Source organism: Pseudomonas sp. (genome assembly GCF_035554175.1).
GTDB lineage: Bacteria > Pseudomonadota > Gammaproteobacteria > Pseudomonadales > Pseudomonadaceae > Aquipseudomonas.
This window is the reverse complement of sequence record NZ_DATMIV010000003.1, coordinates 40,836-65,776: the sequence shown is the minus strand read 5'-3', so window position 1 is coordinate 65,776 and position 24,941 is coordinate 40,836. Positions and strand designations below refer to the sequence as shown.

Sequence of the window (24,941 nt, the reverse complement as noted above, 5' to 3'; positions counted from 1 at the left end):
GTCAGGCCGGTAAACAAGCCACGAGGTTTGACCAGTGTGGTCATTGGCCGCCCTTGGCCGGGTAGAAACCGTCAGTCAGGGCTTGCAAAGCAGCGGGCAGCCGCGGCCCGAGTCCGCCAACCAGCAGGGTCGGATCGAGCTCCATCACGCGTCCGGCCCTGGTCGCTCGGCTTGAAGCGAGAATCGGGTTTTCCTTGAACAACGCTGCTCTTGCTGCTTCGCCGCTCAGCGCACGGTCGGCGAACACCAACACCTCGGGATCGAGGCTGGCGAGCGACTCGACGGAAAAGGGCTTGTAACCGGTGTGCGTCGCAAGGTTGTGGCCACCGGCCTTTTGCAGTAGCCAATCGGCGGCAGTGTCCTTGCCGGCGATCAACGGCTTGCCACCGGCATGCCCGAGCAACAGCACGACGCCTGGGGCTTTCTGCGTGGTTTGCACTTGTGCGACCCGCGCTGCCTGCGCCTGAAGTTGCTGTTGATAAGTCTGCAGCAGCTGCGCCGCCTGTGTCTGCGCGCCGAGCAACTGGCCCAGATGAGTGACGTTTTTTTCCAGCGTCGGCAGATCAGGCTGCGCCGAAAACAACTCGACCCTGACCCTGGCCGCTTTGACTTGCGCCAGAACCGGTGGCGGCCCCATTTCTTCGGTGCCGATGAGAATGTCCGGGCGCAGGCTTAAAATGCCTTCTGCCGACAGACTGCGCTGATAACCAATGCTCGGCAGCGACTGCAACGACTCGGGATGCTGGCTGGTGGTGTCGACCCCCACCAGTTTCGACTCGCCGCCCAAAGCGCTGACCCATTCCGATAACGCACCGCCGGCGCTGACCCAGCGGTGCGGCAAATCCGCCGCTGTCGCCTGATGGCTGACAAAGAGGCCGACACACAGCACGGCAACGCGGGTTTTCAGGCGCATACACAGCTTCCTTGAACAAGGTTTCCCGGGCATGGGCGCAGCGAGCCAAGTATCCTCGACAACGGCCAGACTCCCTTTGGGAGAAGGCCGCCATTTGATAATTGTTTGCATTTGAACGTCAAGCTCGGACATATCCACACACCAGCGGACACTAGAGGATAGCCATGAAGTTTCTCTGCGCCGGCAGCGATCTTGCCGAAGCCTGCAGTCGCGGTTTCGTAATCGAAGGCAAAAAGCTCTTTGCTGTACGTCGCGGCGGGCAGGCCTATGTCTATTTCAATCGCTGCCCGCACCGTGGCGTCGGACTGGAATGGCAGCCACACCAGTTTCTCGATCCGAGCAACAGCCTGATCCAGTGCGCCACCCACGGCGCACTGTTCCTTATTGAAGATGGCGAATGCGTTGCAGGCCCCTGCGCCGGGCAGTCGCTCATGGCAATTGAATGCCGGGAAGATACACAAGGCGTGTGGGTCGACGTTTAACCGTCGAGCAAGACGTCGAGCCGGCGGTCGATGACCATCTCTTCATGGTCGAGACGCACGCCGTAGGCCAGCACTTCGACACCGCAGGTGACTGCTTCACGCAGCGCCTCGGCATAGGCCCAATCGATCTCCTCGGCCGGGCGTACCGCATCGATTCCGGTCAGATTCACGCAGTACAACTGCACCGCCCTGATGCCGTCGCGCGCCAGATGCGCCAGTTCACGCAGATGCTTGGCGCCGCGCTGGGTCACCGCATCGGGAAACGCCGCCACCGCCGTACCATCGAAGCCCAGGGTGACGCTCTTCACCTCGACATAGGCTGGGCCGTTGGGGTATTCGAGACGGAAATCGATACGGCTTTTTTCCTGGCCATACGCGACTTCACGCTTCAGCGCGGTAAACCCGGCCAATTCGGTAATGACGCCAGCCTGCAAGGCTTCCTCGACCAGTCCATTGGCTCGTGCGGTGTTCACGCAAAACAGGCGGCCCTGCGGGGTCTCGCCGATTTCCCAGGTCCCGGGCAATTTGCGTTTCGGGTCGTTGGAGCGGCTGAACCAGACCTGTCCGCCCTCGACCTGACAGTTGAGCATCGAACCGGTGTTCGGACAGTGAATGGTCAGAAAGTCACCACTAACCGTTTCGATATCGGCAAGAAAACGCTTATAGCGACGAATCAGCCGCGCCTCTTCCAGAGCCGGATAAAAGCGCATCAGCCTTGCCAGCTCTTCAAGCCGCGCGCAATGCGTTCCACCGCTTCCTGCAAACGCGCAAGATTTTGTGTGTAGGCAAAACGCACATGGTGGCCGGCCTGATAACGGCCGAAATCCAGACCCGGAGTAAAGGCCACATGCTCGGTTTCGAGAAAATGTCGACAGAACGCGAAGGCGTCACCGCCGAAACGGCTGATATCCGCGTACAGATAAAACGCGCCCTCAGGTTCAACGGCGATGTTGAAACCCAGTTCACGCAACGCTGGCAGGAGAAAGTCGCGACGGCGCGCAAATTCGGCGCGGCGCTCTTCGAAAATGGCAATGGTGGCCGGCTCGAAACAGGCCAGCGCCGCGTACTGCGCCATGCTCGGCGCACTGATGTAGAGGTTCTGCGCGAGTTTTTCCAGTTCGCTGACTGCCGCCTCCGGCGCCACCAGCCAACCCAGGCGCCAACCGGTCATGCCGAAATACTTGGAAAAACTGTTGAGGACAAAGGCGCTGTCATCGACTTCCAGCACACTGGCGGCATCGGTGCCGTAGGTCAGGCCGTGGTAGATCTCGTCCACCACCAGATGCCCGTGCCTGGCCTTGATCGTGGAGGATAACCCGGCCAATTCATCGCGGCTCAGCAAGGTCCCGGTCGGGTTGGCCGGCGAGGCGACGAGGGCGCCGACGCTGTCGTGATCCCAATGCCGCTCGACCAGATCCGGGGTCAGCTGATAACGCACATCCGGCCCGACCGGCACCAATTGCGCCGCGCCTTCGACCAGACGCAAAAAGTGCCGGTTGCAGGGGTAGCCCGGGTCCGCCAGCAACCAGTGTTTACCCGGATCGACCAATAATGCGCTGGCCAGCAACAGCGCGCCGGAGCCACCCGGCGTGACCAGGATCCGGCGCGGGTCGATGTTCAGGCCATAGCGCGTCCGGTAGAACCCGGCAATCGCCTCGCGCAGCTCGGGAATGCCACGGGCGGCGGTGTAGCGGGTCTTGCCTGCGGTCAACGCGGCTTGCCCGGCGCGGATGATCGGCTCGGCGGTGGTGAAGTCCGGTTCGCCGATTTCCAGATGAATCACGTCGTGGCCCTCGGCCTGCAATTCATTGGCCCGCGCCAGCAGCGCCATTACATGGAACGGTTCAATCGCACGACTGCGCGCACTGTAGGGGGCCATTGGAATGCCTTCGACGGGAAAAAAGAGACGATTCTACCCGTCTGCCGGAACGAGCGAGAACCCGCGAAGGTCACAGCCTCAAGAACGCTGGACTGTAACGATCTGAACGTACACTCCAGGATTGACTAAAATCAGTGATTGAACAGGCCTCCACCCCCACAGACACGGCTTGCCAAACATCTGCAAGCGCCACCCGCCGGGGACTCGACATCCGGGAGTAGCGCAGGCTGATTTGATCTGGTAAGTTCGCCCGCTTGCAGCCGCAGGGCCGGCAGGTGTCGGTGATGGAGCAATCCTGCGCAATGGATTACAAGAGTAGAGGCGGTCTATTTCATGTCCACCCAAGCAAAGCAACAGCAGCAAGCGTCGATCAGCGGCTTCGAACCTTACGTTTCGAAGGCGGGTGAAGAGTACATGGGCGCTCCGATGCGCGCGCACTTCACCAAGATCCTGAACAAGTGGAAACTGGACTTGATGCAGGAAGTCGACCGTACGGTTGATCACATGAAAGACGAAGCGGCCAACTTCCCTGACCCGGCCGACCGTGCCAGCCAGGAAGAAGAGTTCGCCCTCGAACTGCGCGCCCGCGACCGCGAGCGCAAGCTGATCAAGAAAATCGACAAGACGCTGCAGCTGATCGAAGACGAAGAGTACGGCTGGTGCGAGTCCTGCGGCATCGAGATCGGCGTCAAGCGCCTCGAAGCCCGTCCGACCGCGGATCTGTGCATCGACTGCAAGACCCTGGCGGAAATCAAGGAAAAGCAGGTCGGCAAGTAATCTCGACCTGAACGAAAAACGGAGCGTGCGAACGCTCCGTTTTTGTTTCTACGGTTTGCCCGCCGAACTTGCCCCTGCCTTTGTGGGAGCGAGCCTGCTCGCGAAAGCGTCCTTTCAGACAACTCATTATTGACTGACACACCGCTTTCGCGAGCAGGCTCGCTCCCACAGGGGTAACCTGCGTACATTCTGAATAGCTTTTATCGTTTCCATGACCGCCAACACATCCCCCGCCTACATCGGCCGCTTCGCCCCCACGCCCAGTGGCCACCTGCACTTCGGTTCGCTGGTTGCTGCGCTGGCCTCCTACCTCGACGCCCGATCGGTCGGTGGGCGCTGGCTGGTGCGCATGGAAGACCTCGACCCGCCACGGGAAGAGCCCGGTGCGCAAGCGGCGATTCTCAAGGCGCTGGAAAGCTACGGCTTCGAATGGGACGGCGAGATGGTGCGCCAGAGCGATCGGCACGCGGCCTACGCTGAAGTGCTCAACAGCCTGTTCAACCATGGCCTGGCCTACGCCTGCACCTGCTCGCGCAAACAGCTGGAGCCGTATCACGGGATTTATCCGGGTTTTTGCCGCAACGCTGGGCATGATCAGCACGACGCCGCGATCCGCCTGCGCGTGCCGGAGCTGGAGTACCACTTCATCGACCGCGTGCAGGGCGAATACCGCCAGCATCTGGGCCGCGAGATCGGTGATTTCGTGATCCGCCGCCGTGACGGGCTCTACGCCTATCAACTGGCCGTGGTGCTGGATGACGCCTGGCAAGGCATCACCGACATTGTGCGCGGCGCCGATCTGCTCGATTCGACGCCGCGTCAGTTGTACCTGCAGGAACTGCTCGGCCTGAAACAGCCGCGCTATCTGCACCTGCCGCTGATCACCCAGCCGGACGGCAACAAGCTTGGCAAGTCCTACCGTTCACCACCGCTCGAGGCCGATCAAGCCACGCCGTTGTTGCTGCGGGCCTTGCGTGCGCTGGGGCAAAACCCCGGCAACGAACTGGCCCACGCTTCGCCGCACGAACTGCTCGCCTGGGGCAGCGCCCACTGGGACGCCGACAGGATCCCGCGCACACTGACCCTGCCCGAAGCGCAACTGCAATGACGGCACTTGCAGTCGCGCGCCCATCCGTTACCATCGCCGCACGTTTTCGGGCACGCGCATAAAAAAGAGAGGCCGGGATGTACATTTATCGCTTGGTCCTGCTTTTGGTCGTCGGGATCTACCTGTTCTCCCCCGCCATCATGGATTGGTGGATCGACGCGACGGGCGCCTGGTATCGCCCTTATCTGCTCTGGCTGATCCTGATTGTCGTGACCTTCATCCTGCAGAGCCAAAAAGATGCCGATGAGCTTTAGCCTGACCCAGATGATCCTGATCAGCGCCGCGTACCTGGCGGCGCTGTTCGGCGTAGCCTGGGTCAGCGAACGAGGCATGATCCCGCGCGCGATCATTCGCCACCCGTTGACCTACACCCTGTCGCTGGGGGTTTACGCCAGTGCCTGGGCGTTCTACGGCACGGTGGGTCTGGCCTATCAGTATGGTTACGGCTTCCTGTCCAGTTATCTCGGTGTGTCCGGCGCGTTTCTGCTGGCGCCGGTGCTGCTTTATCCGATTCTGAAAATCACCCGCACCTACCAACTGTCGTCATTGGCCGACCTGTTTGCCTTCCGCTTTCGCAGCACCTGGGCCGGCGCGCTGACCACGATTTTCATGTTGATCGGCGTGCTGCCCTTGCTGGCCCTGCAAATTCAGGCGGTGGCCGACTCCATTGGCATTCTCACCGGCGAGCGCGTGCAGAGCCGCGTAGCGCTGGCGTTCTGTGCGCTGATCATCCTGTTCACGATTTTCTTCGGTTCCCGGCATATCGCCACCCGCGAGAAACACGAAGGGCTGGTGTTCGCCATTGCTTTCGAGTCGATCATCAAGCTGATCGCCCTCGGCGGCGTGGGTCTGTATGCGCTGTACGGCGTTTTCGACGGCCCGCAACAGCTTGAACTGTGGCTGCTGCAAAACCAGACCGCCCTCGCCGCGCTGCACACGCCGCTGCAGGAAGGCCCGTGGCGCACGTTGCTTTTGGTGTTCTTCGCCTCGGCCATCGTGATGCCGCACATGTACCACATGACCTTCACGGAAAACCTCAATCCGCGCTCGCTGGTCAGTGCCAGTTGGGGGCTGCCGCTGTTTCTGCTGCTGATGAGCCTCGCCGTGCCGCTGATTCTCTGGGCCGGCCTGAAACTCGGGGCCACCACCGACCCGGAATATTTCACCCTCGGCATCGGCATCGCCGCCAACAGCAAACCGCTGGCGTTGCTCGCCTATGTCGGTGGTCTGTCCGCCGCCAGCGGTCTGATCATCGTCACCACGCTGGCCTTGTCGGGTATGGCGTTGAACCATCTGGTGCTACCGCTCTATCAACCGCCGGCCGAGGGCAATATCTACCGCTGGCTGAAGTGGACGCGCCGGGCGCTGATCGTCGCGATCATCATGGCCGGTTTCGGTTTCTACCTGATGCTCGGCGTCGAGCAGGATCTGGCTAACCTTGGCATCGTCGCGTTCGTTGCGACCCTGCAATTTCTGCCCGGGGTGTTGTCGGTACTGTACTGGCCGACCGCCAATCGTCGCGGCTTTATCGCCGGTCTGCTGGCGGGGATCACGGTCTGGGTAGTGACCATGTTGCTGCCGCTGGTCGGCAATCTGCAGGGTTTCTACATCCCGCTGCTGAATATGATCTACGTGCTCGACGACACCAGTTGGCACATGGCGGCCATTGCCTCGCTGGCCGCCAACGTGTTGATGTTCACTCTGGTCTCGCTGTTCACCAACGCCAGCCCCGAAGAGGCCAGCGCCGCCGAAGCCTGTGCCGTGGACAACGTCCGGCGCCCGCAACGGCGCGAACTGCACGCGGCCTCGCCGCAGGAGTTCGCCACACAACTGGCCAAACCGCTGGGCGCCAAGGCGGCGCAGAAAGAAGTCGAGCAAGCGTTGCGCGATCTGTATCTGCCCTTCGATGAACGCCGCCCTTACGCCTTGCGCCGCTTGCGCGACCGCATCGAGGCCAACCTGTCCGGCCTGATGGGGCCAAGCGTGGCCCAGGACATGGTGGAAACCTTCCTGCCCTATAAGGCCGGCGGCGAAAACTACGTCACCGAAGATATCCACTTCATTGAAAGCCGTCTTGAGGATTACCACTCGCGCCTCACAGGCCTGGCCGCTGAACTCGACGCCCTGCGCCGCTACCACCGGCAGACCTTGCAGGAACTGCCGATGGGCGTCTGTTCGCTGGCCAAGGATCAGGAGATCCTGATGTGGAACAAGGCCATGGAAGAGCTGACCGGGATCGCCGCCCAACGGGTAGTCGGTTCGCGCCTGAGCACCATCGCCAACCCGTGGAAAGAACTGCTGCAAGGCTTCATCAACCTGCCCGACGAACATTTGCACAAACAGCACCTGGCCCTCGATGGCCAGACCCGCTGGCTGAACCTGCACAAAGCGGCGATCGATGAGCCGCTGGCGCCGGGAAACAGCGGCCTGGTGCTGCTGGTCGAAGACCTGACTGAAACGCAGATGCTCGAAGACAAACTGGTGCACTCCGAACGCCTGGCCAGCATCGGTCGCTTGGCGGCGGGCGTGGCCCATGAGATCGGCAACCCGATCACCGGCATCGCCTGTCTGGCGCAAAACCTGCGCGAAGAGCGTGAAGACGACGGCGAGCTGACGGAGATCAGCGGGCAGATTCTCGAGCAGACCAAACGCGTCTCGCGCATCGTCCAGTCGCTGATGAGTTTCGCCCATGCCGGCAGCCATCAGCACAGCGACGAACCGGTGTGTCTGGCCGAAGTCGCGCAGGATGCCATCGGCCTGCTGGCGCTAAACCGGCGCAATTTCGAAGTGCAGTTCTACAACCTGTGCGATCCCGAGCATTGGGTCGAAGGCGACCCGCAACGACTCGCCCAGGTGTTGATCAATCTGCTCTCCAACGCCCGTGACGCCTCGCCGCCGCACAGTGCGGTACGGGTCAAGAGCGAAGCCGGCGAACACACGGTCGATCTGATCGTCGAAGACGAAGGCAGTGGTATTCCGTCGAGCATCATGGACCGATTGTTCGAACCTTTCTTCACCACCAAGGATCCGGGTGAAGGCACCGGTCTGGGCCTTGCACTGGTCTATTCCATCGTTGAAGAGCATTATGGACAAATCACCATCGACAGCCCGGCTGATGTACAAAGCCAACGCGGCACCCGGATCCGGGTGACTTTACCGCGTCATGTCGAAGCGACGTCCGCTGTGAACTGAGACCGTCGAGAGTATCGAATCAATGCCGCACATTTTGATCGTCGAAGACGAAACCATTATCCGCTCCGCCTTGCGCCGCCTGCTGGAACGCAACCAGTACCAGGTCAGCGAAGCCGGATCAGTGCAGGAAGCACAAGAACGCTTCACCATTGCTGAGTTCGATCTGATCGTCAGCGACCTGCGCCTGCCCGGCGCTCCGGGCACCGAGCTGATCAAGCTTGGCCAGGGCACGCCGGTGCTGATCATGACCAGCTACGCCAGCCTGCGCTCGGCGGTCGACTCGATGAAAATGGGCGCGGTCGATTACATCGCCAAGCCGTTCGACCACGACGAAATGCTCCAGGCGGTTGCGCGCATCCTGCGTGATCGCCAGTCGGCGCCCACTGCCGGCGAAGCCACGGCGAGCAAGTCTGCCAATGGCGGCAAAGCCACTGTGGACAACAGCAACGGTGAAATCGGCATCATCGGCTCCTGCCCGCCGATGCAGGACTTGTACAGCAAGATCCGCAAGGTCGCGCCAACCGATTCCAACGTGCTGATCCAGGGCGAGTCGGGAACCGGTAAAGAACTGGTGGCCCGCGCCCTGCACAATCTGTCGAAGCGCGCCAAGGCGCCGATGATTTCGGTGAACTGCGCGGCGATTCCGGAAAGCCTGATCGAGTCCGAGCTGTTCGGCCACGAAAAAGGCGCGTTCACCGGTGCCAGCGCCGGGCGTGCCGGTCTGGTCGAAGCGGCTGACGGCGGTACCTTGTTCCTCGACGAAATCGGTGAATTGCCACTGGAAGCCCAGGCGCGCCTGCTGCGGGTCTTGCAGGAAGGCGAAATCCGCCGCGTCGGCTCGGTGCAATCACAGAAAGTCGATGTGCGCCTGATCGCCGCGACCCACCGCGACCTCAAGAGTCTGGCGAAAATCGGCCAGTTCCGTGAAGACCTTTATTACCGTCTGCACGTCATTGCCTTGAAGCTGCCGCCCCTGCGCGAACGTGGCGCCGACGTCAACGAAATCGCCAATGCCTTCCTCGCCCGGCAGAGCGCACGCATCAATCGCACTGACCTGAAGTTTGCCGCCGACGCTGAACAGGCGATCCGCCACTACTCCTGGCCGGGTAACGTTCGTGAGCTGGAAAACGCAGTCGAGCGCGCGGTGATTCTCAGCGAAAGCCCGGAGATTTCCGCCGACCTGCTGGGCATCGACATCGAGCTGAGCGATCTGGAGGACGACGAGTTCATCGGCCTGCCGCCGCAAACCGGCGGTAACGCCAGCAACAACAGCCATGAGCCGACCGAGGATCTGTCGCTGGAAGACTATTTCCAGCACTTCGTCCTCGAGCATCAGGACCACATGACCGAGACCGAGCTGGCACGCAAACTGGGCGTCAGCCGCAAATGCCTGTGGGAACGCCGCCAGCGCCTGGGCATTCCACGGCGCAAGACCGGGGTTGCCAGCGAAAGCTGAGCGTCACCCACCGCGTGCGCGGGTAACGCATGACAATGTGAAAAAACTGTTACCGCAGTCGATTCACGTAACAGAAGCCGGGGTTATCGGTAACGAAACCCCGGCTTTTTTTCGCCCCTGCAAAACGGTTATATCGACCTGACCCCTTGTTTTACTGGGCGGGACAAAAGTTGGCACGCACCCTGCTATATGTCTGGTACAAGAACAATAACAAGCAATGCACAAGACAATAAAAATAAGACGAATCGACTCACGCACAATAAAAACAAGACGGCGAGAGGCGCAGCTAACTGATTCTTTTGGAGAGGCGTTGTATTTGGGGCTTGCCCCACGACCAGGCCGAGAACAACAAAAACTGTCCTAAGACAGAGCCTGTACTGGTTGGATCGACAGATCACTGCAATTCAGCGACCAAAGCAATCCGTTTGCTCTTGGCTCCCGATTGGGAGGGTCACGAAGGAAACACCTCGTGGCGAGGGCACTCAACAAAAACAAGAAGCCCGAATCAATAATAAAAAGAGCACGCAACTACTTCTTGGGGAGCTTCGGCTCCCCTTGTAGTTTCTCCCGCCCGACAAAATCCCCCTGCTTTTCTTTGCTTGACCCTTCTAGCATGCGGCTTGCAGCTCATATCCGCCGCGTCCTACACCATCCCCCGACTAAATGCTAGAATCTGCGCCCATCATGCGGTCATTCTTTTGGTATGGCCGAACATTCCTTCAAACAGTGCATCCCATGCTGAAGAAGCTGTTCCAGTCATTCCGAACTCCCGTGCGTCGTACGCAACACATCCGCAGCACCCCTGAAGTGCTCAACAGCGGCCAACATTCGCTGCAGAAAACGCAATTCAGCCGCTATGCGGTGAATATCGTCGAACGCCTGCAAGGTGCTGGTTACCAGGCTTACCTGGTCGGCGGTTGTGTGCGAGACATGCTGCTGGGCATCACGCCCAAGGACTTCGACGTCGCCACCAGCGCCACCCCCGAGCAGGTGCGTGCCGAATTCCGCAATGCGCGGATCATCGGCCGTCGCTTCAAGCTGGTGCATATCCATTTCGGTCGCGAAATCATTGAAGTCGCGACCTTCCGCGCCAATCACCCGGTCAACGAAGACGACGAAGACAGCAATCAGTCTTCGCGCAACGAGAGCGGGCGGATTCTGCGCGACAACGTTTACGGCACGTTGGAAGAAGACGCGCAACGCCGTGACTTCACCATCAACGCCCTGTATTACGACCCGGTCAGCGAGCGCATTCTCGACTACGCCAACGGCGTGCACGACATCCGCAATCACTTGATCCGGCTGATCGGCGATCCGAAGCAACGCTATCAGGAAGACCCGGTGCGCATGCTGCGCGCCGTGCGTTTCGCCGCCAAGCTCAACTTCGGTATCGAAAAGCACACCGTGCAGCCGATTCGCGAACTGGCGCCGATGCTGCGCGAGATCCCGTCGGCGCGGCTGTTCGAAGAAGTGCTCAAGCTGTTCCTCTCCGGGCACGGCGCAATCACTTTTGAAATGCTGGTCGATCTGCAACTGTTCGCCCCGCTGTTCCCGGCCAGTGCCGAGGCGCTGGAATACAACCCGGAATACACCCACACGCTGATCAGCGAAGCGCTGACCAACACCGATCTGCGCATCAAGCAGAACAAACCGGTGACCCCGGCGTTCCTCTTTGCCGCCCTGCTCTGGCCAGCGCTGCCCGCCCGCGTGTTGCGTTTGCAGGAGCGCGGCATGCCGCCGATTCCGGCGATGCAGGAAGCCGCCCACGAACTGATCGCCGAACAGTGCCAGCGCATCGCGATTCCGAAGCGCTTTACCATGCCGATCCGCGAAATCTGGGACATGCAGGAACGCCTGCCACGGCGCAGCGGCAAACGTGCCGATCTGTTGCTGGACAACCCGCGCTTCCGCGCCGGTTACGACTTCCTGCTGCTGCGTGAAAGCGCCGGCGAGGAGACCGATGGCCTCGGTGAATGGTGGACGGATTATCAGGACGCCAACGACAGCGAGCGTCGCGACATGATCCGCGACCTCAGCGGCAAGGGCGAAGACGCCAGTGGCGCGCCACGCAAGCGTCGCCGCAGCAGCGGTGCCAAGCGCAAGCGCGCCGGTGCCCCGAGCGCGACGGGCGAGTAAGCTATGGAACGCGTCTACATCGGCATGGGCAGCAACCTCGCTGACCCGGCCGGTCAATTGCGCAGCGCCGTCGCAGCGCTGGGGCAATTGCCGCACACCACCCTCGCTGGCGTCTCGGCCTACTATCAAAGCGACTCGTTGCTGCCGGGCCAGCCGCGTTACACCAACGCCGTGGCCGCGCTCGACAGTGGCCTTGCACCACTGGAGTTGCTCGACGCCTTGCAGGCGATCGAAAACGATCAGGGACGCGTGCGGCTGGAGCGCTGGGGGCCGCGCACGCTGGATCTGGACATCCTTCTGTTCGGCGATCGGTTGATTGACGAGCCCCGCTTGAAAGTCCCGCATTACCAGATTCAGGAGCGGGCCTTTGTTCTCTATCCCCTCGCTGAACTGGCGCCGCAAGATCTGCGTCTCGCCGATGGCCGCACGCTGACAGACCTGCTGACCGCCTGCCCGTTTGTCGGACTTGAACGTCTGTAGGAGCTGCGGAACGCTGCGATCTTTTGATCTTGATGCTGAAAATCAAAGATCGCAGCCTCGTTTCACTCGACAGCTCCTACAGTTGATCGTGTGATATTCACCATTCTTGTCGGACAAAATCTCCTCGATTCAGGCCCGCCGCGCCGCTGAATCGCATCAGTAACGCCGGTAACACCTCTCGCGTAACAATGCGGTAACACACGCAATTGACTTCCTGTTGGCTCATCACGACTATAGGCGTCCCGCTGCCGCCAACCCGGCACTTACGGGCGCAATCCAGGCCTTTTTAAAGCACGACACAAGACCGTGCGCCTGAGTAGATGAAGAATCACGCGCGTGACTCGCAGTAGTTTCCAGAGCGCCTGAACGAGGATTTTTTACATGCCAGCCATCACCCTGACCACGCTCCAGAGCCTCAAGCAGAAAGGCGAAAAAATCACCATGCTGACCTGCTATGACGCGACCTTCGCCCACGCCTGCAACGAGGCCGGTGTCGAAGTGCTGCTGGTCGGCGACTCCCTCGGCATGGTCCTGCAGGGTCACGACAGCACCCTGCCGGTGACCACGGCGGAAATGGCCTACCACGTCGCCAGCGTCAAGCGTGGCAACCGCGATGCCCTGATCCTCGCCGACCTGCCCTTCATGGCCAATGCCACCCTCGAACAGACCATGACCAACAGCGCCCAGTTGATGCAGGCCGGCGCGCACATGGTCAAGGTCGAAGGCGCGCTGTGGCTGGCCGAGTCGATTCGCCTGCTGGCGGAGCGCGGTGTGCCGGTCTGCGCGCACATGGGCCTGACTCCCCAAGCGGTGAACATCCTCGGCGGCTATAAAGTGCAGGGCCGCAACGAGAATCAGGCGCGGCAGATGCGTGCCGATGCGATCTCGCTGGAGCAGGCCGGCGCAGCCATGCTGCTGCTCGAATGCGTACCGAGCGAACTGGCGGCCGAGATCAGCCAGGCCGTGAGCATTCCGGTGATCGGCATCGGCGCCGGCAATGCCACCGATGGTCAGGTCCTGGTGCTGCACGACATGCTTGGCCTGTCGATCACCGGCCGCGTACCGAAATTCGTCAAGAACTTCATGCATGGCCAGGACAGCATCCAGTCCGCTCTGAAGGCTTACGTCCACGAAGTCAAAGCCACCACGTTCCCCGGCATCGAACACGGATTCTCTGCATGAACACCGTCAAAACCGTACGCGAACTGCGCGCCGCCGTCGCCCGCGCCCGCAGTGAAGGCAAACGCATCGGCTTCGTGCCGACCATGGGCAACCTGCACAGCGGCCACGTCGCACTGATCACCAAAGCCACCCAACGAGTGGACTTCGTGGTCGCGAGCATCTTCGTCAACCCGCTGCAGTTCGGTGCCGGCGAAGACCTCGACAAATACCCGCGCACCCTCGCCGCCGACCAGGAAAAACTCCTCGAGGCCGGTTGCGATCTGCTGTTCGCACCGAGCGTCGAAGAAATGTACCCCGACGGCATGGCCGGGCAGACCCGGGTCAGCGTGCCGCAACTGTCCGAAGGCCTGTGCGGCGCCAGCCGTCCGGGGCATTTCGAAGGCGTGGCGACGGTGGTCAGCAAACTGTTCAACATGGTCCAGCCCGATCTCGCGATCTTCGGTCAGAAGGATTACCAGCAACTGGCAGTGATCCGCGCGCTGGTCCACGACCTGAACATGCCGATCCAGATCATCGGCGAGCCGACCGTGCGCGCGGCGGATGGTCTGGCGCTGTCGTCGCGCAACGGCTTTCTCAGCGAGGATCAGCGGGCCGTGGCGCCGGTGGTCTATCGAGTGCTGAGCGACATTGCCGAAGCGATCAAGCAGGGTGAGCGTGATTATCCGGCGCTGATTGCTGCGCAGTTGCAGGTGCTGAAGGCGGCGGGGCTGCGTCCGGATTATCTGGAAATCCGCCACGGCCTGACGTTGCGTCCGGCGGTGGCTGAAGATCGTGATCTGGTGATTCTGGTGGCGGCGTTCCTCGGCACCACGCGGTTGATCGACAACCTGCACTTGAATCTCGATAGCCCGATTTAAGCAGCGACGAATTTCCCTGTGGGAGCGAGCCTGCTCGCGAATGCGGTGTATCAGCTGACATAAAGGTCGCCTGACACGTTGCTTTCGCGAGCAGGCTCGCTCCCACAGGCGTTTTCGGCGCTGCAAAAATCATCGGCCAGCCCATGCCGAGTGCCTGAAAGTCTTCCAGGCATCTCCGTTTGTCGGCCAAATTCCCGTGCAGATGTTAAAAAAGTACAGGGATCTGGTCAGACAAAGTCAAGACAGAACGCAGCGCGAGGTTTACTGTATTCGCCCTGTGTCCAGAAATCGTGTCGACGCAGTTGATCCCACGCTCTAAAAGGACGTGCCGGATCTGCACCGTGTTCAAAAGGCCGTTCAAGTAAAAAGGAAAACCGCAGCGATGGCGTACTACCGCACTCCTCACGACGTTACCGCTCTGCCCGCCTGGCAAGCGTTGAAAGATCACCGCCAGGCCATGCAGGATTTCAGCATGCGCGAAGCCTTCAACGCCGATCCGCAGCGTTTCAATCAGTTCACCCTCAGCAGCTGCGGACTGTTTCTCGATTATTCGAAGAATTTGATCAACGCCCAGACCCGCAACCTGCTGGTGGGTCTGGCCAATGAAGTCGATCTGAAGGGCGCGATCAAAGCGCTGTTCGACGGCGAAATCGTCAACTCGTCCGAAGGTCGCCCGGCACTGCACACCGCCCTGCGCCGCCCGGTAGGCGACAAGCTGTCGGTCAACGGCGTCAATGTGATGCCGGAAGTGCACAAGGTCTTGAACCAGATCACCGATCTGGTCGGGCGCATCCATGATGGTTTGTGGCGTGGTTACACCGAGAAGCCGATCACCGACGTGGTCAACATCGGCATCGGTGGCTCGTTCCTCGGCCCCGAGCTGGTCTCCGAAGCGCTGCTGTCCTACGCTCAGAAAGGCGTGCGTTGCCATTACCTGGCGAACATCGACGGCAGTGAATTTCATGAACTGACACAAAAGCTGCGCGCTGAAACCACACTGTTCATCGTTTCATCGAAGTCGTTCAATACCCTTGAAACCCTGAAAAACGCTCAGGCTGCGCGCGCCTGGTATCTGGCTCAGGGTGGTTCGGAAGCCGAGCTCTATCGTCACTTCATCGCCGTGTCGAGCAACAACGCCGCCGCTGTAGCGTTCGGCATTCGCGAAGAAAACATCTTCCCGATGTGGGACTGGGTCGGCGGTCGTTATTCGCTGTGGTCGGCGATCGGTTTGCCGATCGCACTGGCCATCGGCATGTCCAACTTCAAGGAACTGCTGTCCGGCGCGTACACCATGGACCAGCATTTCCAGACCGCGCCGTTCGAACAGAACATGCCGGTGCTGCTGGCCCTGCTCGGCGTGTGGTACGGCAACTTCTGGGGCGCACAGAGTCACGCGATCCTGCCGTACGACCATTACCTGCGCAACATCACCAAACACCTGCAACAGCTGGACATGGAATCCAACGGCAAGAGCGTGCGTCAGGATGGCACCTCGGTGTCGACCGATACCGGCCCGGTGATCTGGGGCGGCGTCGGCTGCAACGGTCAGCATGCTTACCACCAGTTGCTGCACCAGGGCACCCAACTGATCCCGGCTGACTTCATCGTGCCGATCGTCAGCTTCAACCCGGTCTCCGACCATCACCAGTGGCTGTACGCCAACTGCCTGTCGCAGAGCCAGGCGCTGATGCTCGGCAAGACGTTGCCGGAAGCCGAAGCCGAACTGCGCGACAAAGGCATGAGCGAAGACGACGTGCGCAAACTCGCGCCGCACAAGGTGATCCCGGGCAACCGTCCGAGCAACACTTTGGTGGTCGAGCGCATCAGCCCGCGTCGTCTCGGCGCCTTGGTGGCCATGTATGAACACAAAGTGTTCGTGCAAAGCGTGGTCTGGGGCATCAACGCCTTCGACCAGTGGGGCGTGGAACTGGGCAAGGAGCTGGGCAAAGGCGTCTACAACCGTCTGGTTGGCAGCGATGAGACCGTGGCTGACGATGCCTCGACTCAGGGCCTGATCAACTACTTCCGCGGTCGTCATCGCGGATAAAAGCGGCCTTCGGTCGAACGCTATGCCCTTGTGGGAGCGAGCCTGCTCGCGAAAGCGGTTTTTCATTCAACACCTTCGTTGACTGGTCCTCCGCCTTCGCGAGCAGGCTCGCTCCCACAGTTGTTTTGGCGCATGACTTGAACCTGCGCAGCGCTCGGCGCATCTTTATTCGTGTCGCACCACAAGAATAAGGAACCGTCATGTTCGATATCAGCACGTTCCCCAAAGCCGATGCCGTGCGCCAGGCGGCTCAACTGAGCCAGGACGAATATCGGCGTCTGTACCGCGAATCGATTGAACACCCCGACACTTTCTGGGCCGAGCAGGCCACGCGTTTCCTCGACTGGAGCACGCCGTGGCAGCACGTCCAGCGCCATGACCTGAAAACCGGTGAAGCGGCGTGGTTTACCGGCGGCAAGCTCAACGTCAGTTACAACTGCACCGACCGCCACCTCGAACGCCGTGGCGAACAGACCGCGCTGCTCTGGGAAGGCGATGACCCGGCCGAATCGGCGCAAATCACTTACAACAAACTCCATCACCATGTCTGCCGCTTGGCCAACGTACTGAAAAGCCGTGGCGTGAAGAAAGGCGACCGGGTATGCATCTACATGCCGATGATCCCCGAAGCGGCTTACGCCATGCTCGCCTGCGCACGGATCGGCGCGATTCATTCGGTGGTATTCGGCGGATTTTCTCCAGACTCCCTGCGCGACCGCATCCTCGACGCCGACTGCCGCACGGTGATCACCGCCGATGAGGGCGTGCGTGGTGGCCGTTTTGTGTCACTGAAAAACAACGTCGACAAAGCCCTGCAAAGTTGCCCGAACGTCAGCACCGTTGTGGTGGTCGAGCGCACTCAGGGTAAAGTCGACTGGGTCGAGGGTCGCGACCTCTGGTATCACCAGGCCGTGCGCGAAGTCAGTGACGATTGCCCACCAGAACCGATGGACGCCGAAGACCCGCTGTTCATCCTCTATACCTCCGGCAGCACCGGCAAACCCAAAGGCGTGCTGCACACCACCGGCGGCTACCTGCTGCAGGCGGCGATGACCTTCAAATACGTGCTCGATTACCGCGACGGCGAAGTGTTCTGGTGCACTGCCGACGTCGGCTGGGTCACCGGCCACAGTTACATCGTCTATGGCCCGCTCGCCAACGGTGCAACCACATTGATGTTCGAAGGCGTGCCGAGCTACCCGAGCAGTTCGCGTTTCTGGCGGGTGATCGACAAGCACAAGGTCAACATCTTCTATACCGCACCTACCGCGTTGCGCGCGTTGATGCGCGAAGGCGCCGAACCATTGAAACAAACATCGCGTGCAAGCCTCAGACTGCTCGGCAGCGTCGGTGAGCCGATCAACCCGGAAGCGTGGGAATGGTATTTCAACGTCGTCGGTGAGCAACGCTGCCCGATCGTCGACACCTGGTGGCAGACCGAAACCGGCGGCATCATGCTCAGCCCGCTGGTCAGTGCGCAACGGATCAAACCCGGCTGCGCGACGCAACCGATGTTCGGCGTGCAACCGGTGCTGCTCGACGAAACCGGCAAGGAAATCCAGGGTGCCGGCAGCGGCGTACTGGCGATCAAATCCAGCTGGCCGGCGCAGATCCGCAGCGTCTACGGCGATCCGCAGCGGATGATCGACACCTACTTCAAGCCCTACCCCGGCTATTACTTCACCGGCGACGGCGCCCGCCGCGACGAGGACGGCGATTACTGGATCACCGGACGCATCGATGACGTGATCAACGTCTCCGGCCACCGCATCGGTACCGCCGAAGTGGAAAGCGCGCTGGTACTGCACGACAGCATTGCCGAGGCCGCTGTGGTCGGTTACCCCCATGACGTCAAAGGTCAGGGCATCTATGCCTTCGTCACGCCCATGAATGGCACGGACGCCAACGATGAGCTGAAGAAAGACCTGCTGGCGCATGTCAGCAAGGAGATCGGCAGCTTCGCCAAACCGGACTTGATCCAGTGGGCACCAGCGCTGCCGAAAACCCGTTCCGGCAAGATCATGCGGCGGATTCTGCGCAAGATTGCCTGCAATGAACTCGACACGCTCGGCGATACGTCGACCCTGGCTGATCCGAGTGTGGTGCAGGATCTGGTCGACAAGCGGCTCAATACTTGAGAGCTGCAAGTTTCTAGCTACAAGCTGCAAGCTAAAGCGGCCTGCGTTGGCCTGTAGCTTGTAGCTCGCCGCTTGAAGCTAGTAGCTGATAGAATTCGCGTTTTTTCAGCAAGGCGCCCGCATGTCTTCCTTGAATCAGGCGCTGCGCGCCGCCCTCGATCAACGCCAGGACTTGCTCGCTGTCCTGCACAGCCAGGGCACCGATTGCTACCGCCTGTTCCATGGCAGCCAGGAAGGTGCCGGCGGTCTGACGATTGATCGTTACGGCCCGCAACTGCTGGTGCAGAGCTTTCACCAGACGCTGGAGCGTGATGACCTGCTGCAACTGCATGCGATGGTCAACCAGACGCTGGGTTTTGAAACCCTGCTGGTCTACAACGACCGCTCCCGGGGCAACTCGCGAATCGATCGCGAAGACAGCGTCTACAGAGCCGAAGACGCCGCGCTGGCGGATCTGGTCGGTCACGAATGGGGCTTGAACTACCGCGTGCGCGGGCGGCATGCCGGGCAGGATCCGCTGCTGTTCCTCGACCTGCGCAACACCCGCGGCTGGGTCAAGGATCACGCTGACGGTAAAAGCGTGCTCAACCTGTTCGCCTATACCTGTGGCGTGGGCCTCAGTGCCGCGGCTGGCGGTGCGCGTGAGGTATGCAATCTGGATTTCGCCGAGGGCAATCTGGCGGTCGGGCGCGAAAACGGCCTGCTCAACCCGCAACTGCCGCCGATGCAATTCATTCAGTCCGATTACTTCCCGGCGATCCGCCAGCTCGCCGGCCTGCCGATCAGCCAGCGCCGCGGGCAGAAACTGCCGAGCTATCAACGCCTCGAACAACGCCAATACGACTTGGTGCTGCTCGACCCGCCGGCCTGGGCGAAAAGCGCGTTCGGCACCGTCGACCTGCTGCGCGATTATCAAAGCCTGCTCAAACCGGCCCTGCTCACCACCGCCGACAACGGCGTGCTGATCTGCTGCAACAACCTCGCGAAAGTAAGCATGGATGACTGGCGCGAACAGGTGCTGCGTTGCGCCGAGAAGGCCGGGCGCCCCGTGCGCGAGTGGAGCGTGATGACACCGGGCGCCGACTTCCCGTCGCTGGACCAGCAACCGCCGCTGAAGACGCTGATTCTGCAGTTGTGATCCCCAATTCTCGGATAGCCACACTCCACTGTGGGAGCGAGCTTGCTCGCGAAAGCGGTGCATCAGTCACCAAAAAGGCTGCCTGATACGACGCCATCGCGAGCAAGCTCGCTCCCACATGGGATTTGTTCGTACAGATAAAACTGAACAATCCTGTCCCACATCAAGCACTTCGGAACCAGAATCGCGTGCCATACTCCAAGGCACTCCGATTCAGACAGATGAAGCCGCACATGCCCAAAGGATTGATCCGCGCGATTGGCGCCCTTTTGACTGCCCTGGCCTTGTACAGCCTGCTGGGGTTTCTGATCCTGCCGGGCATTGCCTTGCGTGTGGCCAACCAGCAACTGGCGAACTATGCGACCCTGCCAGCGCACCTGCAGCGTATCGAACTCAACCCGTTCAGTCTTGAGGTCACCTTGTGGGGGCTGGTCATCGGCGAGCCGGGCAAGGAGCAGGTCGGCTTCGATCGCCTGTACGCCAACCTGCAACTCGACAGCCTGTGGACCAAAGCGCTGCACCTGTCGGACATCGAACTGGACAAACCCAAGAGCGAAATCCTCTTCGCCAAGGACGGCAAGCTCAATCTGCTGGGCCTGTTCAACGTACCGCCCAGTGAGCCGACACCCGCCGATCCTGACGCCAAGCCGTTTCCGCTGCGCATCGACAACATCAAACTGGCCGGCGGCGTCGTGCATTTCGAGGACGTGCGCCCCAGCGAGCCCATCGAGTTTCTTTACGACGACCTCAGTTTCGAGCTGAAAAACCTCAGCACATTGCCTGAGGACAGCGCTGACATGACCCTCGTAGCCATCGGCCCCGCTGGCGGGCGAATCGACTGGACCGGCAACTTCAGCCTGATCCCGTTCACTTCCGAAGGCACGCTGAAAGTCACCGATGGCCAGATGAAATCCTTCTGGCCATACGTGCGCGACGCGGTGCCGCTGGTGCTGGAGAACGGCGTGGTCAGCCTCAGCACCGAGTACAAACTCAACCTGTCGAAACAAACCGAACTGCTGCTGAACAACGTGGCACTAAGCGTCGCGCCATTCGCCATCAAGGCCCCGGACGGACGTCCGCTGGCCAGGCTCGAACGCCTCGACGTCAGCGAGACCTCTGTCGACCTGGCCAAACAGCAAGTGGTGGTCGGCAAGATCCGCAGCAACAAGCTGGAAACCTGGGCGGCGCTGGAAGCCGACGGCCAACTGGACTGGCAGAAACTGTTCGCCAGCCAGCCTTCGAAACCGGCCGCCAAAGCCGCCGCCGAACCGGCCAATGCCCCCGCTGCCGCCGACTCGCCCAAGACTGACTCTACCGCACCGAGCAAGCCATGGCAGGTGCTGATCAAAGACGTGCAACTACGCAACTACACCGTCCATCTAGCCGACCGTTCGGCGCAACCGGCGGTGGCGCTGGACATCACCCCGCTGAACGTCGACCTGCAGGATTTCGACAGCCTCAACGGTTCGCCTTTCAAGCTCAAACTCGACAGCGGCCTGGGCAAACAAGGCAGAATCAGCGCCGACGGCACGGTCAATCTGGCCCCGGTCAACGCGCAGCTCAACGTGAAAACCCAGGACGTCGACTTGCGTGTCGCGCAGTCCTATATCAACCCGTTCATTCGCCTGGAACTGCGCAGCGGCATGCTCGGCAGCGACCTCAAGGTCAACCTCAAAAGCACCGAACCGCTGGCGCTCAGCGTGACCGGCCGCGCGCAGATCGATCAATTGCACACCCTCGACACGCTCAAGACCCGCGACTTCCTCAAGTGGCAGCAAGTGGTGGTCGAAGGCCTGAATTATCAGCACGGCGACAGCCTGTCGATCGACAAGGTCAACCTGTTGCAGCCGTACGTGCGTTTCATGATCAACGATGACCGCACCACCAACGTCGATGACCTGCTGATCCCGCAACCGGCGGACAACGCCGCAAAAAGTACGGCGCCCAAACCGGCCAGCCAGGACAAGCCGCTGGGCATTCACATCGGCGCCATCGCGATCAACGACGGTTCGGCCAACTTCGCCGACTTCAGCCTGACGCCAAATTTCGCCACCGCCGTGCAGCAGCTCAACGGCCAGATCGGCACCATCGACAGCCGTCAGGCCAAACCCGCCAGCGTCGACGTCAAAGGCAAGGTCGATCGTTATGCACCGGTGACCATCAAGGGTGCGGTCAACCCGTTCGACCCGATGGCCAGCCTCGACATTGCCACCAGTTTCAAGCGGGTCGAGCTAACAACCCTGACGCCCTACTCCGGCAAATTCGCTGGCTATCGCATCCGCAAGGGCCGGCTCAATCTTGATCTGCATTACCTGATCACCAAGGGTCAATTGAAAGCCGAAAACAAGGTGGTGGTCGAGCAACTGCAGCTGGGCGAGAAAGTCGACAGCCCGGATGCGGTAAGCCTGCCGCTGAAACTGGCGATCGCCCTGCTCAAGGACGTCGACGGCAAGATCTCCATCGAATTGCCGGTGACCGGCGACCTGAACAATCCGCAGTTCAGCGTGATGCCGATCGTCTGGCAGACCCTGCGCAACCTGATCGTCAAAGCCGCCGCCGCGCCGTTCAAGATGATCGGCGGGCTGGTCAGGGGTGGCGGCTCCGAAGATCTCGGTACCGTGTCCTTCGCGCCGGGCTCCAGCGACTTGAGCAAAGACGCCGAGGCGGCGCTGGTGAAACTGTCGCAAGCACTCAAGGAGCGTCCGGCGTTGCGCCTGGAAATCGAAGGCACCGCCGCGAAAAGCAGCGATGGGCCGCTGTTGGCCGAGCAACGTCTGGAACGTGAATATCAGTACAACTACTACAAGATGCTCCAGCGCCGTGGCGACAAAGTCCCGGCTCAGGCCTCGCTGCTGCAAGTGCCCGAGAGCGAGAAAGGTGCGTTGCTGGAAGGTATCTACCGCACCCGCCTGAAAACCCAACCACCGGCAGAATGGAAAGATCTGGGCAAGGAAGAGCGCACGGCGAAAATGCGCGCGGGCGTGATCGCGTTCTGGAGTGGCAGCGATGTACTGCTGCGACAGTTGGGCCAGGACCGCGCCAGCACGATCAAGGATTACCTGGTCGACAAGGGCAAGCTGGAAGATGACCGGGTGTACTTCATCGACGCCAATCTCGGCGAGGCTGAAAGCGATGGTCGGGTGGTGACGCAAATGCATCTGGATGCCGAATGACCGTGCGTAACTGGCTGGCTGTGCTCGCACTGGCGTGCGCCGCTGGCCACGCGTCGGCTTCGGACACCTTGCGCTGCGGCAGCCAGTTGATCAGCCTCGGCGACCGCGCCAGCGAAGTGCTGCAGAAGTGTGGTGAGCCGGTCAGCCGCGACGTGCTCGGCTACAAGCGCAGCGCCAATCGCCGCGAGGAGTTTCAGGTCGAGGAATGGACCTACGGCCCGAACAACGGCATGTACCAATACCTGCGCTTCGAAGGCAATCGCCTGCGGCAGATCAACAGCAAACGAGGTAACTGAACCGAACGAAATCCGCCCTGTGGGAGCGAGCCTGCTCGCGAATAGGGTTTGTCTGCGACGAATTTGTCGGCTGACACTACGCATTCGCGAGCAGGCTCGCTCCCACGTTGATCTTCGGTCGATGCCACTGGCAGCGCGGTAACTGAGAAGAGCAAAAGATCGCAGCCTTCGGCAGCTCCTACATTGGGAATGCATTCCCGGTAGGAGCTGCCGGAGGCTGCGATCTTTTGATTCTCCAAATAGAACAAGCCCCGACACAAGTGCCGGGGCCTGTAATGGTCACATCCGTGTGACCGTTCGCATGAACTCTAAAGTTGCGGCGGACGTATGACTCGGCCCGTCTGCCGCGTCTTCTCCCGGTCCAGGCGAGAAGTCTTGCCTTACTCGGCTTTCAGGCCGTCAGCGGATACCGCTTTAACGCCTTTGATTTTCTTGGTGATGTTCACAGCGGTGGTTTTCTGAGCTTCGGTAACAGCGACGTCAGAAGACAGGGAAACTACACCTTTGTTGGTTTCGACTTTGATGTCGGTGCCTGGAATACCTTTTTCGGTAACCAGATCGCTTTTCACTTTGGTGGTGATCCAAGTGTCGGAAGTAGCTTCTTTAGCCTTGGTAACTTCACCGGCAGCCAGAACCATTGGCGCCTGGGTAGCCTGAGCGGTCTGGGCGAAAGCGCCACCAGCCATGGTCAGGGTCAGAGCGGTAGCAGCGGCAGTGATAGCGAACTTCTTCATACGAGTAACTCCTGTTTTTACTGGAAGTCTGCTGTAACGCTTGTCAGCAGGGTTACCGGAGATATTGCGAACGCTGTGCCAACTTTTTCGACCGCATAAAGTCGTTTAAAAACAATGAGTTATAAAAAACGCTGGTTTTCATTTTCATGCAAAATGCATGACTCAACGCAATTTCGCATGCAAGTTGCGGTTTTTTGGAAAGTTCATAAGCTGCTGAAATTATTGGAGCTTTTGTGAAGCGGTCGCGATAAGAAAATGCCCCGCAGTGCGGGGCATTCATTCGTCAGGTGCGTGCTGAATCAAGTACCGCTGGCAGTGCAACCCCGTGGGGAGTAATCAGCATTTACCGTGGTTGCGCACGTCCATGCGCCCGAGGTATTACCCGTAGCGGCTCCTGAGCGCGAGAGCGTAATGGTCTTGCCGAGTACCGGGCCAGGAGCATTCAGCAGAGTGCACGTGATAGTACCTGCACCTGTCGCCGCCGTACCTGTCACTGCCAAGGTGCAGTTGGAAGTGGTTGTCGTACCGTTAGCCACGTTGGTGATATCCGGAGCAGTCCCCTGATTGATGGTGTCTTCAAACGGCACTTTCAGCGCAGTAATTTCCGCCAGCCCCGCCGTCACCTTCGACCGCGCCTGATACTTCGAATACTGCGGCAGGGCGATAGTCGCCAGTATGCCGATGATCGCCACAACGATTAGCAGCTCGATCAATGTAAAGCCTTGTTGTTTTTTCATAGACACGCTCCATGCATGAGTCGAAATCTCATGATCTGAACAAGGCCCAGCACAGCCCATGCCAACGCCCTTTTGGCCCCGTCTGCTGGGCGCGCTCATTCCCCAACGCCGTTTCCTACAACCCGCAACCGCATTATCTGACACTTTTTGTCACCTGCACGCGCCGTGTTTGGCGCTGTCACTTGACTAGGCTATAAGTCATGAACGGCAAGCGTG

At 60.4% G+C, this 24,941-nt stretch carries 20 protein-coding genes; 15 read left to right on the top strand and 5 right to left on the bottom strand.

The window, feature by feature from the left end:
• Positions 1 to 40 precede the first annotated feature (40 nt).
• Entirely contained in the window at positions 41 to 913 is an 873-nt protein-coding gene (locus VNV36_RS01555) for a heme/hemin ABC transporter substrate-binding protein (RefSeq protein WP_325715581.1), read from the bottom strand.
• 164 nt (positions 914 to 1,077) lie between these two features.
• Here VNV36_RS01555 and VNV36_RS01550 point away from each other — a divergent pair, with 164 nt between their 5' ends.
• The gene (locus tag VNV36_RS01550) at positions 1,078 to 1,395 is read left to right on the top strand and encodes a Rieske (2Fe-2S) protein (RefSeq protein ID WP_325715580.1); all 318 of its coding nucleotides are present in this window, start codon (positions 1,078 to 1,080) and stop codon (positions 1,393 to 1,395) included.
• Here the strand turns inward: VNV36_RS01550 and sfsA are convergent.
• Positions 1,392 to 2,105 (bottom strand): DNA/RNA nuclease SfsA, encoded by a 714-nt coding sequence (sfsA, locus tag VNV36_RS01545; RefSeq protein WP_325715579.1) that lies wholly within the window; start codon positions 2,103 to 2,105, stop codon positions 1,392 to 1,394. The genes VNV36_RS01550 and sfsA overlap by 4 nt on opposite strands.
• Entirely contained in the window at positions 2,105 to 3,274 is a 1,170-nt protein-coding gene (locus tag VNV36_RS01540) for a pyridoxal phosphate-dependent aminotransferase (RefSeq protein ID WP_325715577.1), read from the bottom strand. The genes sfsA and VNV36_RS01540 overlap by 1 nt, the downstream gene beginning before the upstream one ends.
• A gap of 333 nt (positions 3,275 to 3,607) precedes the next feature.
• On the opposite strand from VNV36_RS01540, the gene dksA reads away from it, so the two are divergent.
• The 14 genes from dksA (at position 3,608) to VNV36_RS01470 (ending at position 23,254) form a co-directional block, all read left to right on the top strand.
• Positions 3,608 to 4,051, top strand: coding sequence for an RNA polymerase-binding protein DksA (gene dksA, locus VNV36_RS01535; protein ID WP_325715575.1), 444 nt, complete (start codon positions 3,608 to 3,610; stop codon positions 4,049 to 4,051).
• A 211-nt stretch (positions 4,052 to 4,262) separates the two neighbouring features.
• On the top strand, positions 4,263 to 5,159 hold the full coding sequence (gene gluQRS / locus VNV36_RS01530) for a tRNA glutamyl-Q(34) synthetase GluQRS (protein WP_325715573.1): 897 nt from the start codon (positions 4,263 to 4,265) through the stop codon (positions 5,157 to 5,159).
• Positions 5,160 to 5,236: 77 nt separating this feature from the next.
• The gene (locus tag VNV36_RS01525; protein WP_003176118.1) at positions 5,237 to 5,413 is read left to right on the top strand and encodes a hypothetical protein; all 177 of its coding nucleotides are present in this window, start codon (positions 5,237 to 5,239) and stop codon (positions 5,411 to 5,413) included.
• Complete coding sequence (locus VNV36_RS01520) at positions 5,397 to 8,351, top strand: sensor histidine kinase (protein ID WP_325715571.1); 2,955 nt, start codon at positions 5,397 to 5,399, stop codon at positions 8,349 to 8,351. Before VNV36_RS01525 ends, VNV36_RS01520 begins: the two co-directional genes overlap by 17 nt.
• A gap of 22 nt (positions 8,352 to 8,373) precedes the next feature.
• Complete coding sequence (locus tag VNV36_RS01515; protein ID WP_325715569.1) at positions 8,374 to 9,807, top strand: sigma-54-dependent transcriptional regulator; 1,434 nt, start codon at positions 8,374 to 8,376, stop codon at positions 9,805 to 9,807.
• Between the two features lie 735 nt (positions 9,808 to 10,542).
• Positions 10,543 to 11,943 (top strand): polynucleotide adenylyltransferase PcnB, encoded by a 1,401-nt coding sequence (locus VNV36_RS01510; protein ID WP_325715567.1) that lies wholly within the window; start codon positions 10,543 to 10,545, stop codon positions 11,941 to 11,943.
• Positions 11,944 to 11,946: 3 nt separating this feature from the next.
• Positions 11,947 to 12,423: a 2-amino-4-hydroxy-6-hydroxymethyldihydropteridine diphosphokinase gene (gene folK / locus VNV36_RS01505; protein WP_325715565.1), complete on the top strand. Its 477-nt coding sequence runs from the start codon at positions 11,947 to 11,949 to the stop codon at positions 12,421 to 12,423.
• Between the two features lie 381 nt (positions 12,424 to 12,804).
• Positions 12,805 to 13,605, top strand: coding sequence for a 3-methyl-2-oxobutanoate hydroxymethyltransferase (panB, locus tag VNV36_RS01500; protein ID WP_325715563.1), 801 nt, complete (start codon positions 12,805 to 12,807; stop codon positions 13,603 to 13,605).
• Positions 13,602 to 14,462, top strand: a complete 861-nt coding sequence (panC, locus tag VNV36_RS01495; protein WP_325715561.1) for a pantoate--beta-alanine ligase — start codon at positions 13,602 to 13,604, stop codon at positions 14,460 to 14,462. Before panB ends, panC begins: the two co-directional genes overlap by 4 nt.
• A gap of 382 nt (positions 14,463 to 14,844) precedes the next feature.
• Positions 14,845 to 16,509 carry a glucose-6-phosphate isomerase gene (gene pgi, locus VNV36_RS01490; protein ID WP_325715559.1) on the top strand — a complete coding sequence of 555 codons (1,665 nt, stop codon included), beginning with the start codon at positions 14,845 to 14,847 and terminating at the stop codon, positions 16,507 to 16,509.
• 200 nt (positions 16,510 to 16,709) lie between these two features.
• The gene (acs, locus tag VNV36_RS01485; protein ID WP_325715557.1) at positions 16,710 to 18,647 is read left to right on the top strand and encodes an acetate--CoA ligase; all 1,938 of its coding nucleotides are present in this window, start codon (positions 16,710 to 16,712) and stop codon (positions 18,645 to 18,647) included.
• A gap of 121 nt (positions 18,648 to 18,768) precedes the next feature.
• Positions 18,769 to 19,785, top strand: a complete 1,017-nt coding sequence (locus tag VNV36_RS01480; protein ID WP_325715555.1) for a class I SAM-dependent rRNA methyltransferase — start codon at positions 18,769 to 18,771, stop codon at positions 19,783 to 19,785.
• Positions 19,786 to 20,006: 221 nt separating this feature from the next.
• The gene (locus VNV36_RS01475) at positions 20,007 to 22,958 is read left to right on the top strand and encodes a DUF748 domain-containing protein (protein WP_325715553.1); all 2,952 of its coding nucleotides are present in this window, start codon (positions 20,007 to 20,009) and stop codon (positions 22,956 to 22,958) included.
• Positions 22,955 to 23,254, top strand: a complete 300-nt coding sequence (locus VNV36_RS01470; protein ID WP_325715551.1) for a DUF2845 domain-containing protein — start codon at positions 22,955 to 22,957, stop codon at positions 23,252 to 23,254. Before VNV36_RS01475 ends, VNV36_RS01470 begins: the two co-directional genes overlap by 4 nt.
• Positions 23,255 to 23,634: 380 nt before the next feature.
• Here the strand turns inward: VNV36_RS01470 and VNV36_RS01465 are convergent, their stop codons facing one another.
• Both VNV36_RS01465 and VNV36_RS01460 read right to left on the bottom strand, forming a co-directional pair.
• Entirely contained in the window at positions 23,635 to 23,988 is a 354-nt protein-coding gene (locus VNV36_RS01465; RefSeq protein ID WP_325715549.1) for a BON domain-containing protein, read from the bottom strand.
• Positions 23,989 to 24,287: 299 nt separating this feature from the next.
• A complete protein-coding gene (locus VNV36_RS01460) occupies positions 24,288 to 24,725 on the bottom strand; it encodes a pilin (RefSeq protein WP_325715547.1) in 438 nt (145 codons plus the stop codon).
• Between the last annotated feature and the right edge of the window lie 216 nt (positions 24,726 to 24,941).

Excerpts from the sequence above, each read along its gene's own strand:
- VNV36_RS01555 (WP_325715581.1), bottom strand. The coding sequence starts at position 913 with ATGCGCCTGAAAACCCGCGTTGCCGTGCTGTGTGTCGGCCTCTTTGTC.
- VNV36_RS01550 (WP_325715580.1), top strand. The coding sequence starts at position 1,078 with ATGAAGTTTCTCTGCGCCGGCAGCGATCTTGCCGAAGCCTGCAGTCGC.
- sfsA (WP_325715579.1), bottom strand. The coding sequence starts at position 2,105 with ATGCGCTTTTATCCGGCTCTGGAAGAGGCGCGGCTGATTCGTCGCTAT.
- VNV36_RS01540 (WP_325715577.1), bottom strand. The coding sequence starts at position 3,274 with ATGGCCCCCTACAGTGCGCGCAGTCGTGCGATTGAACCGTTCCATGTA.
- dksA (WP_325715575.1), top strand. The coding sequence starts at position 3,608 with ATGTCCACCCAAGCAAAGCAACAGCAGCAAGCGTCGATCAGCGGCTTC.
- gluQRS (WP_325715573.1), top strand. The coding sequence starts at position 4,263 with ATGACCGCCAACACATCCCCCGCCTACATCGGCCGCTTCGCCCCCACG.
- VNV36_RS01525 (WP_003176118.1), top strand. The coding sequence starts at position 5,237 with ATGTACATTTATCGCTTGGTCCTGCTTTTGGTCGTCGGGATCTACCTG.
- VNV36_RS01520 (WP_325715571.1), top strand. The coding sequence starts at position 5,397 with ATGCCGATGAGCTTTAGCCTGACCCAGATGATCCTGATCAGCGCCGCG.
- VNV36_RS01515 (WP_325715569.1), top strand. The coding sequence starts at position 8,374 with ATGCCGCACATTTTGATCGTCGAAGACGAAACCATTATCCGCTCCGCC.
- VNV36_RS01510 (WP_325715567.1), top strand. The coding sequence starts at position 10,543 with ATGCTGAAGAAGCTGTTCCAGTCATTCCGAACTCCCGTGCGTCGTACG.
- folK (WP_325715565.1), top strand. The coding sequence starts at position 11,947 with ATGGAACGCGTCTACATCGGCATGGGCAGCAACCTCGCTGACCCGGCC.
- panB (WP_325715563.1), top strand. The coding sequence starts at position 12,805 with ATGCCAGCCATCACCCTGACCACGCTCCAGAGCCTCAAGCAGAAAGGC.
- panC (WP_325715561.1), top strand. The coding sequence starts at position 13,602 with ATGAACACCGTCAAAACCGTACGCGAACTGCGCGCCGCCGTCGCCCGC.
- pgi (WP_325715559.1), top strand. The coding sequence starts at position 14,845 with ATGGCGTACTACCGCACTCCTCACGACGTTACCGCTCTGCCCGCCTGG.
- acs (WP_325715557.1), top strand. The coding sequence starts at position 16,710 with ATGTTCGATATCAGCACGTTCCCCAAAGCCGATGCCGTGCGCCAGGCG.
- VNV36_RS01480 (WP_325715555.1), top strand. The coding sequence starts at position 18,769 with ATGTCTTCCTTGAATCAGGCGCTGCGCGCCGCCCTCGATCAACGCCAG.
- VNV36_RS01475 (WP_325715553.1), top strand. The coding sequence starts at position 20,007 with ATGAAGCCGCACATGCCCAAAGGATTGATCCGCGCGATTGGCGCCCTT.
- VNV36_RS01470 (WP_325715551.1), top strand. The coding sequence starts at position 22,955 with ATGACCGTGCGTAACTGGCTGGCTGTGCTCGCACTGGCGTGCGCCGCT.
- VNV36_RS01465 (WP_325715549.1), bottom strand. The coding sequence starts at position 23,988 with ATGAAGAAGTTCGCTATCACTGCCGCTGCTACCGCTCTGACCCTGACC.
- VNV36_RS01460 (WP_325715547.1), bottom strand. The coding sequence starts at position 24,725 with ATGAAAAAACAACAAGGCTTTACATTGATCGAGCTGCTAATCGTTGTG.